The organism is Terrabacter aerolatus, from assembly GCF_007991735.1.
Lineage (GTDB): Bacteria > Actinomycetota > Actinomycetes > Actinomycetales > Dermatophilaceae > Terrabacter > Terrabacter aerolatus.
The window spans coordinates 216,225-231,235 of the sequence record NZ_BJYX01000002.1 but is presented as its reverse complement, the minus strand read 5'-3'; the positions used below and the strand labels follow the sequence as shown (position 1 = coordinate 231,235).

11 protein-coding genes are annotated in these 15,011 nt (G+C 72.5%); 5 read left to right on the top strand and 6 right to left on the bottom strand.

The annotated features are described in order from the left end of the window. Nucleotides 1-125: 125 nt before the first annotated feature. Nucleotides 126-3,704, bottom strand: a complete 3,579-nt coding sequence (smc, locus tag TAE01_RS03430; RefSeq protein ID WP_147063405.1) for a chromosome segregation protein SMC — start codon at nt 3,702-3,704, stop codon at nt 126-128. Nucleotides 3,705-3,886: 182 nt separating this feature from the next. Here smc and TAE01_RS03425 point away from each other — a divergent pair, with 182 nt between their 5' ends. Further along, entirely contained in the window at nt 3,887-4,546 is a 660-nt protein-coding gene (locus tag TAE01_RS03425; RefSeq protein WP_246111112.1) for an MSMEG_1061 family FMN-dependent PPOX-type flavoprotein, read from the top strand. Nucleotides 4,547-4,576: 30 nt separating this feature from the next. On the opposite strand, the gene TAE01_RS03420 is transcribed toward TAE01_RS03425, so the two are convergent. Both TAE01_RS03420 and TAE01_RS03415 read right to left on the bottom strand, forming a co-directional pair. Beyond that, on the bottom strand, nt 4,577-4,879 hold the full coding sequence (locus TAE01_RS03420; protein ID WP_147063403.1) for a chorismate mutase: 303 nt from the start codon (nt 4,877-4,879) through the stop codon (nt 4,577-4,579). A gap of 18 nt (nt 4,880-4,897) precedes the next feature. Beyond that, entirely contained in the window at nt 4,898-5,212 is a 315-nt protein-coding gene (locus TAE01_RS03415; RefSeq protein WP_246111111.1) for an acylphosphatase, read from the bottom strand. Between the two features lie 108 nt (nt 5,213-5,320). On the opposite strand from TAE01_RS03415, the gene TAE01_RS03410 reads away from it, so the two are divergent. Next, nucleotides 5,321-7,381 carry an acyltransferase family protein gene (locus TAE01_RS03410; protein WP_147063401.1) on the top strand — a complete coding sequence of 687 codons (2,061 nt, stop codon included), beginning with the start codon at nt 5,321-5,323 and terminating at the stop codon, nt 7,379-7,381. Nucleotides 7,382-7,387: 6 nt separating this feature from the next. On the opposite strand, the gene TAE01_RS03405 is transcribed toward TAE01_RS03410, so the two are convergent. The 3 genes from TAE01_RS03405 to TAE01_RS03395 are packed head-to-tail and all read right to left on the bottom strand — an operon-like array spanning nt 7,388 to nt 11,506. After that, the gene (locus tag TAE01_RS03405; protein ID WP_246111110.1) at nt 7,388-8,239 is read right to left on the bottom strand and encodes an MOSC domain-containing protein; all 852 of its coding nucleotides are present in this window, start codon (nt 8,237-8,239) and stop codon (nt 7,388-7,390) included. A 3-nt stretch (nt 8,240-8,242) separates the two neighbouring features. Further along, entirely contained in the window at nt 8,243-10,168 is a 1,926-nt protein-coding gene (locus tag TAE01_RS03400) for a M3 family metallopeptidase (protein WP_147063398.1), read from the bottom strand. Nucleotides 10,169-10,210: 42 nt separating this feature from the next. Beyond that, nucleotides 10,211-11,506 (bottom strand): hydroxyacid-oxoacid transhydrogenase, encoded by a 1,296-nt coding sequence (locus TAE01_RS03395; protein WP_147063396.1) that lies wholly within the window; start codon nt 11,504-11,506, stop codon nt 10,211-10,213. A gap of 23 nt (nt 11,507-11,529) precedes the next feature. Between TAE01_RS03395 and TAE01_RS03390 the strand changes: the two genes are divergently transcribed. From TAE01_RS03390 to TAE01_RS03380, 3 genes are read left to right on the top strand one after another with little or no spacing between them, the layout of a single operon-like run. Beyond that, entirely contained in the window at nt 11,530-12,804 is a 1,275-nt protein-coding gene (locus TAE01_RS03390) for an NAD(P)/FAD-dependent oxidoreductase (RefSeq protein ID WP_147063394.1), read from the top strand. A gap of 60 nt (nt 12,805-12,864) precedes the next feature. Continuing rightward, the gene (locus TAE01_RS03385) at nt 12,865-14,625 is read left to right on the top strand and encodes a sodium:solute symporter family protein (RefSeq protein ID WP_147063392.1); all 1,761 of its coding nucleotides are present in this window, start codon (nt 12,865-12,867) and stop codon (nt 14,623-14,625) included. Between the two features lie 13 nt (nt 14,626-14,638). Beyond that, on the top strand, nt 14,639-14,971 hold the full coding sequence (locus TAE01_RS03380) for a hypothetical protein (RefSeq protein ID WP_147063390.1): 333 nt from the start codon (nt 14,639-14,641) through the stop codon (nt 14,969-14,971). Nucleotides 14,972-15,011: the final 40 nt, after the last annotated feature.

The following is a 15,011-nucleotide window of genomic DNA, read 5'->3' as shown; positions in this document are numbered from 1 at the left end:
AGTGACGCATGTGACTGGCGTGGCGCAAATAGCATGAAGTGACGATTTGGCAACTCCAAAGCGCCCGTCCCCGACCCGAACGGGCGTTGGGGCAGGGGACGGCCGGGCGGCGTCAGGCCGAGCAGCTAGGCCGAGCGGTCGGAGACGTCGCGCAGACGCTGGCTCACGACCGTCGTGACCCCGTCGCCGCGCATGCTGACGCCGTAGAGGGCGTCGGCGATCTCCATCGTCTTCTTCTGGTGCGTGATGACGATGAGCTGGGAGCTGTCGCGGAGCTCCTCGAAGAGGGTGATGAGCCGGCCGAGGTTGGCGTCGTCGAGGGCGGCCTCGACCTCGTCCATGATGTAGAAGGGCGAAGGGCGGGCCTTGAAGATCGCGACGAGCAGGGCCACCGCGACGAGCGAGCGCTCGCCACCGGAGAGCAGCGACAGCCGCTTGATCTTCTTGCCCGGAGGCCGGGCCTCGACCTCGAGGCCGGTGGTCAGCATGTTGGACGGGTCGGTCAGCACGAGCCGGCCCTCGCCGCCCGGGAAGAGCCGCTGGAAGACGCGCTCGAACTGGACGGCGGTGTCCGCGAAGGCCTCGGCGAAGACGCGCTCCACGCGCTCGTCGACCTCCTTGACGATGTCGAGCAGGTCGCGCTTGGAGTTCTTGAGGTCCTCGAGCTGCTCGGTGAGGAACTTGTGGCGCTCCTCGAGCGCGGTGAACTCCTCGAGCGCGAGCGGGTTGATCCGCCCGAGGGCGCCCAGCTTGCGCTCGGCCTGGCGCAGGCGCTTCTCCTGGACGTCGCGGACGAAGGGCACGGGGTCCGGCCGGGGCGCGTCGGGGTCGGCGTCGGGGTCGGGCACGGGCGGGACGAGCTGGTGCGGCCCGTACTCCTCGACGAGGTCGGACGGCGCGATGCCGAGCTCCTCGACGGCCTTGGTCTCGAGCTGCTCGATGCGCAGGCGCTGCTGGGTGCGGGCGACCTCGTCGCGGTGGACCGTGTCGGTCAGCTCGCGCAGCTCGGCCTGCAGGACCGCGATGTCCCGGCGCACGATGGCCAGCTCGGCGTCACGCTCGGTGCGCTCGGCCTCGCCGGCGGCGCGGGCCTGCCCGGCCTGCTCGGCCGAATCGACGAGCAGCTCGTGGGCCCACGTCGCAGCCGTGCGCACGGCATCGGCGACCGCGGCCTCGCGGGCGCGGCGCGCGGTCTTCTCGGCGAGGCGCCGGCGGGTCTCCTCCTCGTGCCGGGCGCTGCGCTCGAGCGCGTCCCCCCGGTCCTTGAGGGCACGCGCCCGCTCCTCACGGGTGCGCAGCGCCAGGCGCAGCTCGGTCTCGGAGGCCCGGGCCTCGCGGGCCACGGCCTCGAGGCGGTCGCGCTCCTCGGTCGACGGCTCGTCGGCGAAGTCACCCTCACCGCTCGCGGCCTCGAGCCGCTCGAGCAGGGCGGCGTGCTCGGTCTGGTCGGCCTCGAGGGCCGTCATCGCGTCGGCGATGGCCTTCTCGGTGCGCTCGACCTCGGCGCGGGCGGCCCGCAGGGTCTGTCCGAGCGAGCCGAGTTTCTCGGCGATCGCGGCCATCCGCGCATCGCTCTCGTTGAGCCGCTCCAGGGCGGTCTCGACCGCGTCGGCGAGCTCGGCCCGGTTGGCCTCGGCGCCGGCCACGCGGAAGCGGGCCTCCTCGCCCTCGCGAGTGGCCCGGGCCATCGCGTCCTGCGCGTCGTCGAGCGCGGCCTGCAGCTCGAGCAGGCTGGGCGCACTCGTGCTGCCGCCGCGCACCGCGCCGGGTGCGTAGACGTCGCCGCCGCGCGTCACCGCCGTGACTCCGGCGTGGCGGCGCACGAGCGCGCGAGCAGCCGAGCCGTCGGTGACGAGGGCGACCCGCTCGAGCACCTGCTCGACGGCCGGACGCACGGAACCGGGGCACTCGACGACGTCCCGGGCCCAGCGGGCCCCGTCGGGCAGGGCGGGCCAGGACGCGTGGTCGACCCCGGTGGCCGACTCCGCGACGAGCAGGCTGGCGCGGCCGTTGTCGCCGTCCCGCAGGGCGTCCAGCGCGGCGGCCGCGGCATCGAGGGAGCCGACCGCGAGCGCCTCGGCGGCGGACCCGAGCGCGGCGGCGACGGCATTCTCCAGACCGGGCTCGACGGTGACGAGCGAGGCGACGGACCCGAGGATCTCGTGGCCGTCGTCGGCGGCGGCGAGCAGGGCGGCGGCGCCGTCCTTGCGGCGCAGGCTGAGGCCGAGGGCCTCGACGCGGGCGGCGGCCGTGGTGCGGGCGCGCTCGGCGGTGGCCTCGGCCTCCTTCCAGCGGGCCAGCTCGGCCTCGGCGGCCTCGAGGCGCGCGGCGGCCTCCTCGTAGGCGGTGTCGAGACCCTCCTCGCCCTCCTCGTCCTGCGCCACGCTCGACTCGAGGCGCGAGAACTCGTGCTCGGCGTCGGCAGCCCGGGCCTGGGCGGCCTCGATGGTGCTCCGGAGACGACCGACCTCGGCCTCGCGGGCCTCGATGCGCGAGGCCCGGGCGCCGACCTGGCCCCCGAGCTTGGCGAGACCCTCACGGCGGTCGGCGGCGGCACGGGCCTCGCGCTGGAGACGTGCGGTCTCCTCGGCGTGGCCGCGCTCGGCGTCGGTGCGGTTCAGGACGGCTTCCTCGAGGGCTGCCTTGGCCTCGGCGATCTCCTCGAGGAGGTACGCCTCCTGCTCGCGGACCTCCGCGGCCTGGGCACGCAGCTGCTCGGGGTCGCGACCCTGGCCTGCGGCCGCCGACTCGTCGTCCTCGCTGAGCAGGCGCACCCGCTCGGCGGCGAGCGACCGCGTGGACGCCATGCGCTCGACGAGCCGGCCCAGCGAGACGTACTCGTCCTGGGCTCGGGTCAGGGCCGGACGGGCGGCCTCCGCCGCCTCCTCGAGGGTGGAGAGCCGGTGGGCGAGGTCCCCGATGGACTCCTCGACCTCGGCGCGTCGCTCGATGAGGGCCGACTCGTCGGCGACCTCCTGCTCGAGCGTCGAGGTCAGCTGGACGAGGTCGTCCGCGAGGAGGCGCAGCCGTGCGTCGCGGGCGTCGGTCTGGATGACGGCCGCCTTGCGCGCCGTCTCCGCCTGCCGGCCGAGGGGGCCGAGCTGGCGGCGGATCTCACCGGTGAGGTCGTGCACCCGGGTGAGGTTGGCCTCCATCGTGTCGAGCTTGCGCAGCGCGCGTTCCTTGCGCTTGCGGTGCTTGAGGACGCCGGCCGCCTCCTCGATGAAGCCGCGGCGCTCCTCCGGGGTGGCCCGCAGGACGGTGTCGAGCTGCCCCTGGCCGACGATGACGTGCATCTCGCGCCCGATGCCGCTGTCGGACAGCAGCTCCTGCACGTCGAGCAGGCGGCACGGCGTGCCGTTGATGGCGTACTCGGAGCCGCCGTTGCGGAACATCGTGCGGGCGATCGTCACCTCGGTGTAGTCGATCGGCAGCGCACCGTCGGTGTTGTCGATCGTCAGCGCGACCTCGGCGCGACCGAGGGGCGCGCGGCCGGAGGTGCCGGCGAAGATGACGTCCTCCATCTTGCCGCCGCGCAGGGACTTGGCCCCCTGCTCCCCCATGACCCAGGCGAGCGCGTCGACGACGTTGCTCTTGCCGGAGCCGTTGGGGCCGACGATGCAGGTGATGCCGGGCTCGAGACGCATGTGGGTCGCCGAGGCGAAGGACTTGAAGCCCTTTAGGGTGAGGCTCTTGACGTACACGACCCGAGAAATCCTTTGTCCAGCCAGCCAGCGATCCCGGTCAGCGTACTAGCCGGTGGGTGCTGCTCCGGGGAGGCGAGCGCCGTGCGCGTTCGCACGGGCGCCGGCGTGACGGCATACCGCTGCCCCACGACGGCTCACACGACAGCGCACGACGACACCCGACGGCCTACCGTGGACGGGTGGACGCCCAGGACCCCGTGACCCCTCACCTGACCGACGAGCATGCCGTCACCTCGCTCGAGCGCCTGCTCGAGGTCTACCCGGGCACGCCCGCGGCCAACAGCCTCGCCAAGGAGTCGCGGACGATCACCCCGAGCCACGCACGCATCATCGGCGCCGCTCCGTTCGTCGTCGTGGCGACGGTGGGCGACGGCGGACTCGACCAGTCGCCGAGGGGCGACGCCCCGGGCTTCGTCGCCGTGCGCGACGAGCGGACCCTCGTCATCCCCGACCGGCGGGGCAACCACCGCCTCGACACCCTGCGCAACGTCGTCGCCGACCCTCGGGTCGGGCTGATCTTCCTCGTGCCGGGCCTCGGCGAGGAGCTGCGCGTGCGCGGCACCGCGGTCGTCTCGACCGACCCGGAGGAGCTGGCCCGGCACGAGGTGCGTGGCGTCCTGCCGGCCTCGGTGCTCGTCGTCACGGTCGAGCGCATCTACTTCCAGTGCGCCCGAGCGGTGAGGCGGAGTCACCTGTGGGACAGCGATGCCCGCGTCGACCCCGCGTCCCTGCCGACGGCGGGCACCATGACCCGCGAGGCCGGGGGCTTCTCCTCCGACGAGGAGGCGGCTGCCTACGACGCGGCCCTTCCCGAGCGCCAGGAGGCGACGCTCTACTGACGCCGCTGCGCCACCCGGGGCCAGGCGCGCCTACGCGTCGCCGTTGGCGATGCGCTCGTGGTGGTGGATGACCTCGGCGATGATGAAGTTGAGGAACGCCTCGGCGAAGACCGGGTCGAGGCCGGCGCTGTCGGCGAGTGCACGGAGCCGGGCGATCTGCCGCTCCTCGCGCTGGGGATCCGCTGCGGGCAGGTGCTGTTCCGCCTTGAGCCGCCCGACCTGCTGGGTGCACTTGAAGCGCTCGGCCAGCAGGTGCACGAGGGCGGCGTCGATGTTGTCGATGCTGCTGCGCAGCCGAGCGAGCTCGGCAGGGACCTCTGGCACGTCGCTCACGCGGTCAGCCTAGGTGGCCTAGCGCTCGACGAAACCCGTGGTCCCGTCCCTCGGAACGCCCGCCTGCACGACGACGCTCTCGACGTGGCCGGGCCGGCGCGTCGTCGTGGGGCTCTCGCGCAGCAGCGCCTCCAGCGCGTCGACCGCCTCGGCCGGCCCCTGGGCCACGACCTCGACCCGGCCGTCGGCCGTGTTGCGCGCGTGACCGACGAGCCCCAGCTCGAGGGCGCGCGCCCGTGTCCACCACCGGAAGCCGACCCCCTGCACCGCGCCACGCACGAAGATCGTGCGCCTCACGGTCTCGCCCACCGGTCCGCTCGATCGCTCGTCCACCCCGACACGGTATGCCGCGTGGCGCCGCCGTGTCGGTACCACCCGTCACTATGCTCACGGCAGGCACACCGGTGACTCCACTCACCGCACGCCCACGGAAGGAGCGACGTGACGACGTCCGCGATTTCACGGGCGGCTGGCAGGAGCCAGACCGCCGAGGAGGCCACGGAGGCCGGACCGACATCGGGCCGCGCCCGCCCTCGCCGCGGGTCGGCCGGTCCTGACGCCGCCTCCTCGGGTCGCGGCGGCCGCATCGAGGGCCTCGACGGTCTGCGGGCCCTCGCCATCGTCGGTGTCGTCGTCTACCACCTCAACGCGTCGTGGCTGCCGGGCGGCTTCCTCGGCGTCGACGTCTTCTTCGTCGTCTCCGGCTTCCTCATCACGACGCTGCTCGTGCGCGAGCACCAGCGCACGGGGCGCGTCGCCCTGTCGCAGTTCTGGGTGCGCCGGGCCCGGCGTCTGCTGCCGGCCCTCGTCCTCTGCGTCCTGACGAGCGTGCTCATCGCGCGGGCCGTCAGCGAGGACCTGCTCGTCGACGTGGGGCGCCAGATGGTCGGTGCGCTCACCTTCTCGACGAACTGGATCGAGATCACCGCGGGCAGCAGCTACTTCGACCAGACCGCGCCCCAGCTGTTCATGAACTTCTGGTCGCTGGCCGTCGAGGAGCAGTTCTACCTCCTCTGGCCGCTCATGACCCTGGCCCTGCTCGCCGTGTCGAGCCGCGTGCGGGTGGGCGTCGCCGTCGCCGTCGGGCTCGCGTCCTCGGTGCTCATGGCGGCGCTCTTCACGCCGGGCACCGACGCGACCCGCGTCTACTACGGCACCGACACCCACGTCATGGGGCTCATGGCCGGCGCGGCCCTCGCGTTCGCGTGGGCGAGCCCCCAGCTCGCGCGGCGCGTGGCGCCGTCCCGCTGGGGCCGCCTCGGGTCGTATGCCGTGCCGCTGGCCCTCGTGGTCCTGCTGGCCGAGATGGCCCTCCTCGACGAGCAGTCGACCTTCACCTTCCGCGGCGGCATCGTCGTGGCGTCGCTCGCGACCGCCGTGCTCGTCATGGGTGTCATCGAGCACCGACCGGCCGGCGTGACGTGGACCCAGCGGCTGGTGCGGCACCCCGCCGCGAGCTGGGTCGGCGCCCGGTCCTACTCCATCTACCTCTGGCACTGGCCGGTCATCCTCCTCGTCGCCCTCGACAGCCCTTCGGCTCCCGGCACGACGTCGCACCTGCTGACCCGGCTGTGGTGCGTGCTCGTGACGCTCGCCCTGGCCGACCTGACCTTCCGGTTCGTCGAGTCGCCGTTCCGCACCCTCGGCTTCCGCGGGGTGGCCTCGACGGTGCGACGAGCCCTGTCGACACTCACCCTCCGCGGCAAGCGTGGACTGGCGGGCGTCCTCTCGGTGCTGGCCGTCGTCACCGCCGTCATCGTGCTCACCGCCCCCGACCAGAGCGAGACCGCCCGCATGCTCGCGGCCAACGAGGCTGCCGCCGACACCGCGCCGACCGCCGGTCCGACGACCGCGGGCGGACCGACGGGGGCACCGGCCCCCGCGGCCCCCGGCTCGACGTCGGGGTCGGCCTCGGTGCTCCCGACGGCGTCGGGCTCGTCCGCGTCGCGGACCGCGTCGGCACAGAACGCGTCGTTCACGATGCCCTCGGGCCCGGAGATCGACGCCTACGGCGACTCGATCATGGTCGGCAGCCTGCAGGCGCTGCAGTACTACTTCCCCGGCATCCGCATCGACGCCAAGTCCAACCGCCGGTGGTCCGACGGGCTCACCGAGGTCTCGGCCCGCGGCACCGCCAACCGGCGCGCGGTGATCCTCGCCTTCGGCACCAACGCGGGCGTCGACGAGGATCGCGTCAAGCAGGTGCTCGACGTCCTCGGGCCCGACCGCATGGTCGTCCTCGTCAACATCATGGGTCCGTTCTCGCGCGTCGACAGCGACAACGCCACCCTCGACCTCATCGCCAAGGGCCGGCCCAACGTCGCCGTGGCCGACTGGGCCGACGCCATCCGGGCCCATCCGGAGCAGGTGCAGTCCGACCGGATCCACCCGACGATCAGGGGCGCGCACCTCTTCTCCAAGACGGTCCGCCAGGCGCTGGCCGACCTCTCCGAGCGCAACACCGGCACGAAGGTCGTGCTCAAGGAGCTCCCGATCCCCTGACGCGGCTCAGCCGGGCACGACCTCGTCCCCGACCCGGAGCGTTGCACCGGGAACGAGCGGCAGCACCGGGGTCAGGCGGATGCCGAACCAGGTGGCACCCTCCCACCTGCGGTGCCGAGCCAGGGTGCGGATCGGCTCCTTGCCGGTCCTCAGGTCGTCGCGTCCGATCGTCGTCATGACACAGCGGTCGCACACCATCGTCGTCCGGAAGGCGACGGCCCCGATGCGCACCGTCGACCACGTGTCCTCGACGAAGGGCTCACTGCCCGCCACGACGACGTTGGGCCGGAACCGCTCGTGCCGCAGGGCGTCCCGAGGCTCCTCACCGCGCTCGAGAGCGGTCTCGAGGACCCAGCCGTTGAGCCGGGCGAGGGACGACTCCGACGTCACGTGGACCGGGGCGGCGTCCGAGAGCGAGTTGCGGTCACCGTCCTCGCCACCGAGGTCGGGCCGGATCGGGCGCTGCGTCCCGTCGTCCTGCCACACGAGGCGGAGCGAGCGCCCGACCCGGCCGGTCAGCCAGTCGTCGGCGACGGAGCCCGCAGGTCGGGCCCGGTCCTGGCCCGAGAAGCCCACCCTCACGGGCGCCGCGTCCCGGGGTGGCGCCACCTCGACGGGGTCAGCCCCCGGAGCGAGCAGGCGCACGCCCCCGTCGTCGAGCGGTTCGGCCCGCAGCCCGAGCAGCGCGTGCTCCTCACGGGCCGTCACCTTGGTGCCGTCCGGGTCGACGACCGCCCACCGGCGGTCGCCCCTGAGTCCCTGCGCCTCGACGGCCGCCGCCTCGAGGGAGACACCCGCGAGCGACTTGACGGGGTATGCCGTCAGCGCCGTCACGTGCACGCGATCTGTCCCGGGCACCCGTCACTCCGCCAGCCACGCGGCATACGCGTCGAACGTGTAGGGCCGGCCGAGGAAGTCCTCGACGAGGTCCGCCGCGTCGCGGCGCCCGCCCTGGGCGAGCACCTTGTCGCGGTACGCGCCGGCCACCTCGGGGTCGAAGAGGTCGTCGCGGTCGAAGGCGGAGAACATGTCCTTGGCGATGACGAGCGACCACATGTACGTGTAGTACGCGGAGCTGTAGCCGTCGAGGTGCCCGAAGTGGCACTGCATGTGGGTGCCCGCGAGGTACGGGAACACCGAGTACCGGCCCATGAGCTCGCGCAGCCGGGCCGTCAGGTCGTCGCTCTGGTTGACGTGGAAGTCGTAGGACAGCGCGGCGTAGAACATCTGCGTGCGGGCGTCGTAGCCCTTGCCGAAGTCGTCGGCCCGGCGCATCGCCCGGACGAGCTCGGCGGGGATGGTCTCTCCGGCGGCGTTGCGGGCGAAGGTCGCGAGGACGTCGGCGTCCCAGGCCCACTCCTCGAGCATCTGGCTCGGCGCCTCGACGAAGTCCCACTCGGTCGCCACGCCCGAGAAGCGGACCCAGTCGGTGCGACCGGCGAGGACGTGGTGCACGAGGTGACCGAACTCGTGGAACAGCGTGACGACCTCGTCGTGCTCCATGAGCCCCCGGTTGAAGTTGCACACGAGCACACCCTCGACCAGCTGCGTGCCGGCGACGCCCCGGGCGAGGTCGAACTGGGCGGCGTGCTTGTACTTGCCCTCACGCGGGTGCAGGTCCAGGTGGATCCGCCCGATCCGCTCGCCCTGGAACGACACGTCGTAGGTCGCGACCTCCTCGTGCCACGTGCGGGCGTCCTCGCGCGGCACGGGCGACCACTCGAGGCCGAAGAGGCGCCCCGTGACGTCGAGCAGCCCCTGGCGCACCGCCTCGAAGGCGAAGTAGGTGCGCACCTGCTGGGCGTCGACCGCCAGCTGCTCCTTGCGGACGAGCTCGGCGTAGTACGACACGTCGGCCCCGTCGATCTCGTCGGCCTCCGTACGGTCCTGCCGCAGGCGTTCGAGCAGGACCGCCTTGTCGCGCTCGGCGCTGGCGGTCGACAGCTCGGTGATGCGGTCGATGAACTCGCCGATGGCCTTGCCGCTGCCGATCATCTTGACCTCGGCGTCGTAGTCGGCCCAGGACGCGTAGCCGAGCAGGGCGGCGTGCTCGCGGCGCACCGCGAAGAGCTCCTGCAGCACCCGGTCGTTCGCCGGCCAGGCGATGGTGAGGAACTCGGTCACGAGGTCGCGTCGGGCCCGGGCGTCACGGGCGAAGGTGCGGAACGGGACGACGTCGGGGTAGTCGGTCGTCACCGTGACGAGCCCCTCGTCGTCGACGGGGTGCGCGTCGACCCAGTCCTGCGGCATCCCGTCGAGCCGGTCCGGCGTCAGCCGGATGCTGCGCACGTCCTCGCGGATGTTCTTGCTGAACTCCTGGCTGAGCAGGACGGCCCGCTCGCTCAGCTCACGCAGCCGGTCGCGCGTCGCGTCGTCCTGGTCGACACCCGAACGGCGGAAGTCGCGCAGCGTGCGCTCGAGGACCCGTGACGCGTCGGCGTCGAGGCCACTCGCGTCGACACCGGCGAGGACGGCATACAGCTGCGTGTCGAGACCGAGGTCGGTGTCGAGCTTCTGCACCTGCTGGGCGACGGCCTCGGCGCGCTCGCGCACGGCCGCGTCGGGGTGCACCTCGGAGAAGAGCGAACCGACCGAGGCTGCGTTGGACAGCGCGGTCTGGGCCTCGTTCCAGACCCGCAGCACCTCGAGGGGCTCACGGGGCGGGTCGCTGCGCAGTCCCTCGACGAGGGAACGCGCCAGCGCGAGCTGCTGCTCGCCACGGGCGCCGACCCAGTCGAGCCAGTCGCTCTCGAGAGGCAGGGGCAGGTGGGTGGGCTCGGTCGTCACAGACGGCACTGTATGCCGCCGACCGCGCCGGGAGTGGAACCCTCAGTCCCAGAGGTGCATCGAGCGCGCCAGGATGCCGCTGAGGTCGTCGGGCCCGACCTCGCGCGGGCTCGTGGCCAGGAGCCGCTGCTGCTTGAGCGAGCCGTCGACGAGGTCGGCCACGTCGTGCTCGTCGTAGCCCACGGCCGCCAGCCCGTTGGGCATGCCGATGTCGCGCATGAGGTCGGCCAGGACGCCGGGCAGCACGTCCCGGGGGTCGGAGTCCCACCGGTCGCCGTGGGCCGGGTCGAGCAGCCGGGCGGCCGCGAGGTGCCGCTCCGGGTCGGACTCGAAGGTCCACCGGAACGCCTCCGGCGCGGTGAGCGCGACCGCCATCCCGTGGGGCACCATCGGCTCGTCGCGGGGGTAGCCGTCCGGGTGGAAGCCACGCACCCGACCGGCGATCGGGTAGGCGTTGGCGTGCGGCACGTGCACCCCGGCGTTGCCGAAGCCGAGTCCGGCGAACGTCGCCGCCAGGGCCATGTCGCCGCGGGCGGCCTCGTCCGACCCGTCGCGCACCGCGGCGCGGAAGGCCTTGGCGAGCAACGACATCGACCGCTCGGACCACATGTCCGAGATCGGGTTGCGACCGCAGTAGGGCACACGCTCCCCCGGCTGCTTGCGCTCGTAGCTCGAGTACGGCCGGGCCGTCCAGCTCTCGAGCGCGTGGCACAGGATGTCCATGCCCGCGCTGGCCGTGACGCCGGCCGGCTGGCTCGCCGTCAGGCGGGGGTCCACGACGGCCAGGCTCGGGCGGAGCCGGACGTGGCTGATGCCGGTCTTCACCTTGAGCGACAGGACGTCGAGCACGCAGATCGTCGTGCTCTCGGCGCCCGTCCCCGTCGTCGTCGGCACCGCCACGAGCGGCGCGAGCCGACGGGTCGGGGCCCGGCCCGCACCCACCGGGACGTTGACGTAGTCCATGAGGTCGCCGCCGTCACTGAGCAGCAGGTCGACCGCCTTGGCCGTGTCGATGGCCGAGCCGCCACCGACGGCGACGAAGCCGTCGAACGGCCCGTCCGACCGGGCGCGCTCGACGGCGGCGTCGAGGCTCGCGTCGGTGGGCTCGACGTGCGCCGAGTCGTGGACCACCACCTCGATCCCGAAGCCTCGGATGCCCTCGGCGACCCGGTCCGGCCAGCCGGTGGCCAGCACACCGGCGTCGGTGACGAGGAGGACCCGGCGTGCGCCGAGAGCGAGCAGGTCGTGGCCGACCTCGTCGGCAGCGCCCGGGCCGAACTTCAGCTGCGGGGCGCCGTAGGTGAAGACGGACTCGGGGTTCGCAGGCGACCACGTCATGGGCCCACCCTAGGCTGGCCACCATGTCCAGTGACGAGCGCGCCGTGACCCTCGTCGTCGGGGCCGGCCAGGCCGGCATCTCGCTCGTGACCGCGCTCCGCGAGCTCGGCGACACCGCTCCCGTGGTGCTCGTCGGCGACGAGCCCGAGCCGCCCTACGAGCGGCCGCCCCTGTCGAAGGGCTACCTCCGCGGCGACCACGAGCGAGACTCGCTCGTCTTCCACGACGCGGCCTGGTTCGCCGACCTCGGCGTCGAGCTCGTGACCGGCGACCGGGTCGAGTCGATCGAGCGGGACGCCTCGGGTGGCAGCGCCACGACGGCGTCCGGGCGCACGCTCGCCTTCGACCGGCTGGCCCTCACGACGGGAGCCACCGACCGGAAGCTGCCGCTCGACGGCGCCGACCTCGACGGCGTCCACTCGGTGCGGACCCTGGCCGACGCCGACCGGCTCGCGCCACGGATCCGCGCCGCTCGTGAGGTCGTCGTCGTCGGAGGTGGCTTCATCGGGCTCGAGATCGCAGCAGGGGCCCGGTCGCTCGGTGCCGCCGTGACGGTGGTCGAGCTGACCGACCGTCTCCTCGGCCGGGCCGTCAGCCCCCTGCTGTCCGACGCCGTCCGGGACGCCCACCTCCGACGCGGCACCCGGATCCTGCTGCAGGCCGGGGCCGTCCGCGTCGTGGGCCACGACGGGGCCGTCACGGGAGTGGAGCTCGCCGACGGCACGGTCCTGCCGGCCGAACTCGTCGTCGTCGGCATCGGAGCGGTCCCACGCACCGAGCTCGCCGAGCAGCTCGGACTGCTCGTCGAGCCGCTCGGGATCGTCGTCGACGAGCGAGCCCGCGCCTCGGACGGCCTGACGGTCGCAGCCGGTGACTGTGCGGTCGGGCCCAACCCGTTCACCCGCGGCGAGCCCGGTCCCGCGAGGCTCGAGAGCGTCCCGCACGCGACGGACCAGGCACGCGTGGCCGCGGCGACCCTCGCCGGGCACGACACGGCATACGACAGCGTGCCGTGGTTCTGGAGCGACCAGGGCGACCTCCGGCTCCAGATGGCGGGCCTCCCGCACGGCGCCGACCGCACGGTGGTCCGCGGCGACGTTGCGTCAGAGCGGTTCTCGATCCTCAGCTACCGAGACGGCCTGCTCATCGCCGTCGAGTCGCTCGGTGTCCCCGCCGACTACCTGGCTGTGAAACGCGCGCTCGAGAAGGGTATGACGATCGAGGCCGACTCGGCGGCGGACTCCTCCGTCCCGCTCAAACGGCTCATCACCGGGGCACGAGACACCCGCCCAGCCTGACGCGCCCGCCGTCCGGGGCTGCGCTAGCGTGAGTCGTCGCCCAACGAAGGGACTGAACGCATGCACGCACTGGCGGGTCTGCCCACCGCGGACACCCTCATCAGCGCCAAACCGGTCGACTACCTCATCATCGCCCTCTACTTCGTCTTCGTCCTCGGCATCGGGGTCATGGCGAGGCGCGCGGTGTCCGACTCGATCGACTTCTTCCTCTCCGGCCGGTCGCTGCCGGCCTGGGTCACCGGCCTCGCCTTCATCTCGGCGAACCTCGGTGCCGTCGAGATCATGGGCATGTCGGCCAACGGTGCCGAGCTCGGCATCTCGACCGTGCACTACTTCTGGGTCGGCGCCATCCCCGCCATGCTCTTCCTCGGCGTCGTGATGATGCCCTTCTACTACGGCTCGAAGGTGCGCTCGGTCCCGGAGTTCATGTTCCGCCGCTTCGGCACGGGCGCGCACCTCGTCAACGCGATCAGCTTCGCCGTGGCCCAGCTGCTCATCGCCGGCGTCAACCTCTACCTGCTCGGCTCGATCGTGCACGCGCTGCTCGGCTGGCCCCTGTGGGTGGCCCTGCTCGTCGCGGCCGCGATCGTGCTGTCCTACATCACCCTCGGCGGCCTCTCGGCGGCGATCTACAACGAGGTGCTCCAGTTCTTCGTCATCGTGGCCGCGCTGCTGCCGCTGACCCTCATCGGCCTGCACCGGGTGGGTGGCTACCAAGGGCTCAAGGACAAGATCACCGAGTTCGCGGCGAGCCCCGCCGCCGCAGCCGCGAAGGTGCCGTCGGCCGACCAGCAGCTCCACTCCTGGCCCGGCGAGGCCCTCTCGGGGTTCAGCTCACCGGTGTGGTCGGTCATCGGCATCGTCTTCGGGCTCGGCTTCGTGCTCTCCTTCGGCTACTGGACGACGAACTTCGTCGAGGTCCAGCGCGCCATGGCGTCGAACTCGATCTCCGCGGCCCGCAAGACGCCGATCATCGGGTCGTTCCCCAAGATGTTCGTCCCCTTCATCGTCATCCTCCCCGGCATGGTGGCCGCGGTGCTCGTCCCCGAGATCACCAAGCTCAAGGCCGGCGGCTCGCCCCCCGGCGGCGCCTCCGGGGAAGGCGTGAAGTTCAACGACTCGCTCCTGCTGCTCATGCGTGACGTGCTGCCCAACGGCCTGCTCGGCGTCGCCATCGCCGGGCTGCTCGCGGCCTTCATGGCGGGCATGGCCGCCAACATCTCGGCGTTCAACACCGTCTTCAGCTACGACCTGTGGCAGCGCTACATCCGCAAGGACCACAGCGACGACTACTACCTGCGCATCGGGCGCCTGGCCACGGTCGGCGCGACCGTCATCGCGATCTTCACCGCCATCGTCGCGAGCTCGTTCAGCAACGTCATGGACTACCTCCAGACGCTGTTCGGCTTCTTCAACGCCCCGCTCTTCGCGACGTTCATCCTCGGCATGTTCTGGAAGCGGATGACCGCGACCGCCGGATGGGTGGGCCTCTCGGCCGGCACGCTGTCGGCCGTCGCCGTCGCCCTCCTCAGCAAGGACGCCTTCGGGACCCTGAGCCTCGGCATCATCCCGCTCGGCGGGCAGGGCGCCGCGTTCGTCGCGGCCTCGGTGGCCTTCGTCGTCGACATCGTGCTCAGCGTCGTCGTCTCGCTCATGACCGAGCCGAAGCCGGCGAGCGAGCTGCGCGGACTCGTCTACTCCGAGACCCCGCGCGAGGACCTCGTGGACCCCGAGGAGCGCAAGCTCCCGTGGTTCCGCCGCACGCTGCCCCTCGCCGGCATCTCGCTCGTCCTCGTCCTCATCCTCAACTTCTTGTTCTGACAGGAGCCTCGACATGAGCGAAAAGCACGATCGCGGCGCTCCCACCCGCGACGGGAAGCACGAGGGCCAGCACACCGCGGGCGCCTTCGACATCCGCAACTTCATCGGGGCGCTGCTCGGCCTCTACGGCATCATCCTGCTCGTCATGGGGATCTTCGGTGACCAGTCGCTCGACAAGACGGGCGGCGTCAACGCCAACCTGTATGCCGGCATCGCGCTGGTCGTCGTCAGCGCCTTCTTCGTCGTGTGGGCGCGGATCAAGCCCATCGTCGTCCCCGAGCACGTCGAGCCGCCCGACGACGACCCGGTGCGCCCCGCCCCGAAGCGTCGCCCCTCGGGCCACTGACGCCCACCCGGCAGACCGCCGGGGCAGCCAGAGGTCGCCG

Coding starts and splice junctions, on each gene's coding strand:
- TAE01_RS03395 (WP_147063396.1), bottom strand. CDS start 11,506: ATGACGTGGTCGCCTGCGAACCCCGAGTCCGTCTTCACCTACGGCGCC.
- TAE01_RS03390 (WP_147063394.1), top strand. CDS start 11,530: ATGTCCAGTGACGAGCGCGCCGTGACCCTCGTCGTCGGGGCCGGCCAG.
- TAE01_RS03385 (WP_147063392.1), top strand. CDS start 12,865: ATGCACGCACTGGCGGGTCTGCCCACCGCGGACACCCTCATCAGCGCC.
- TAE01_RS03380 (WP_147063390.1), top strand. CDS start 14,639: ATGAGCGAAAAGCACGATCGCGGCGCTCCCACCCGCGACGGGAAGCAC.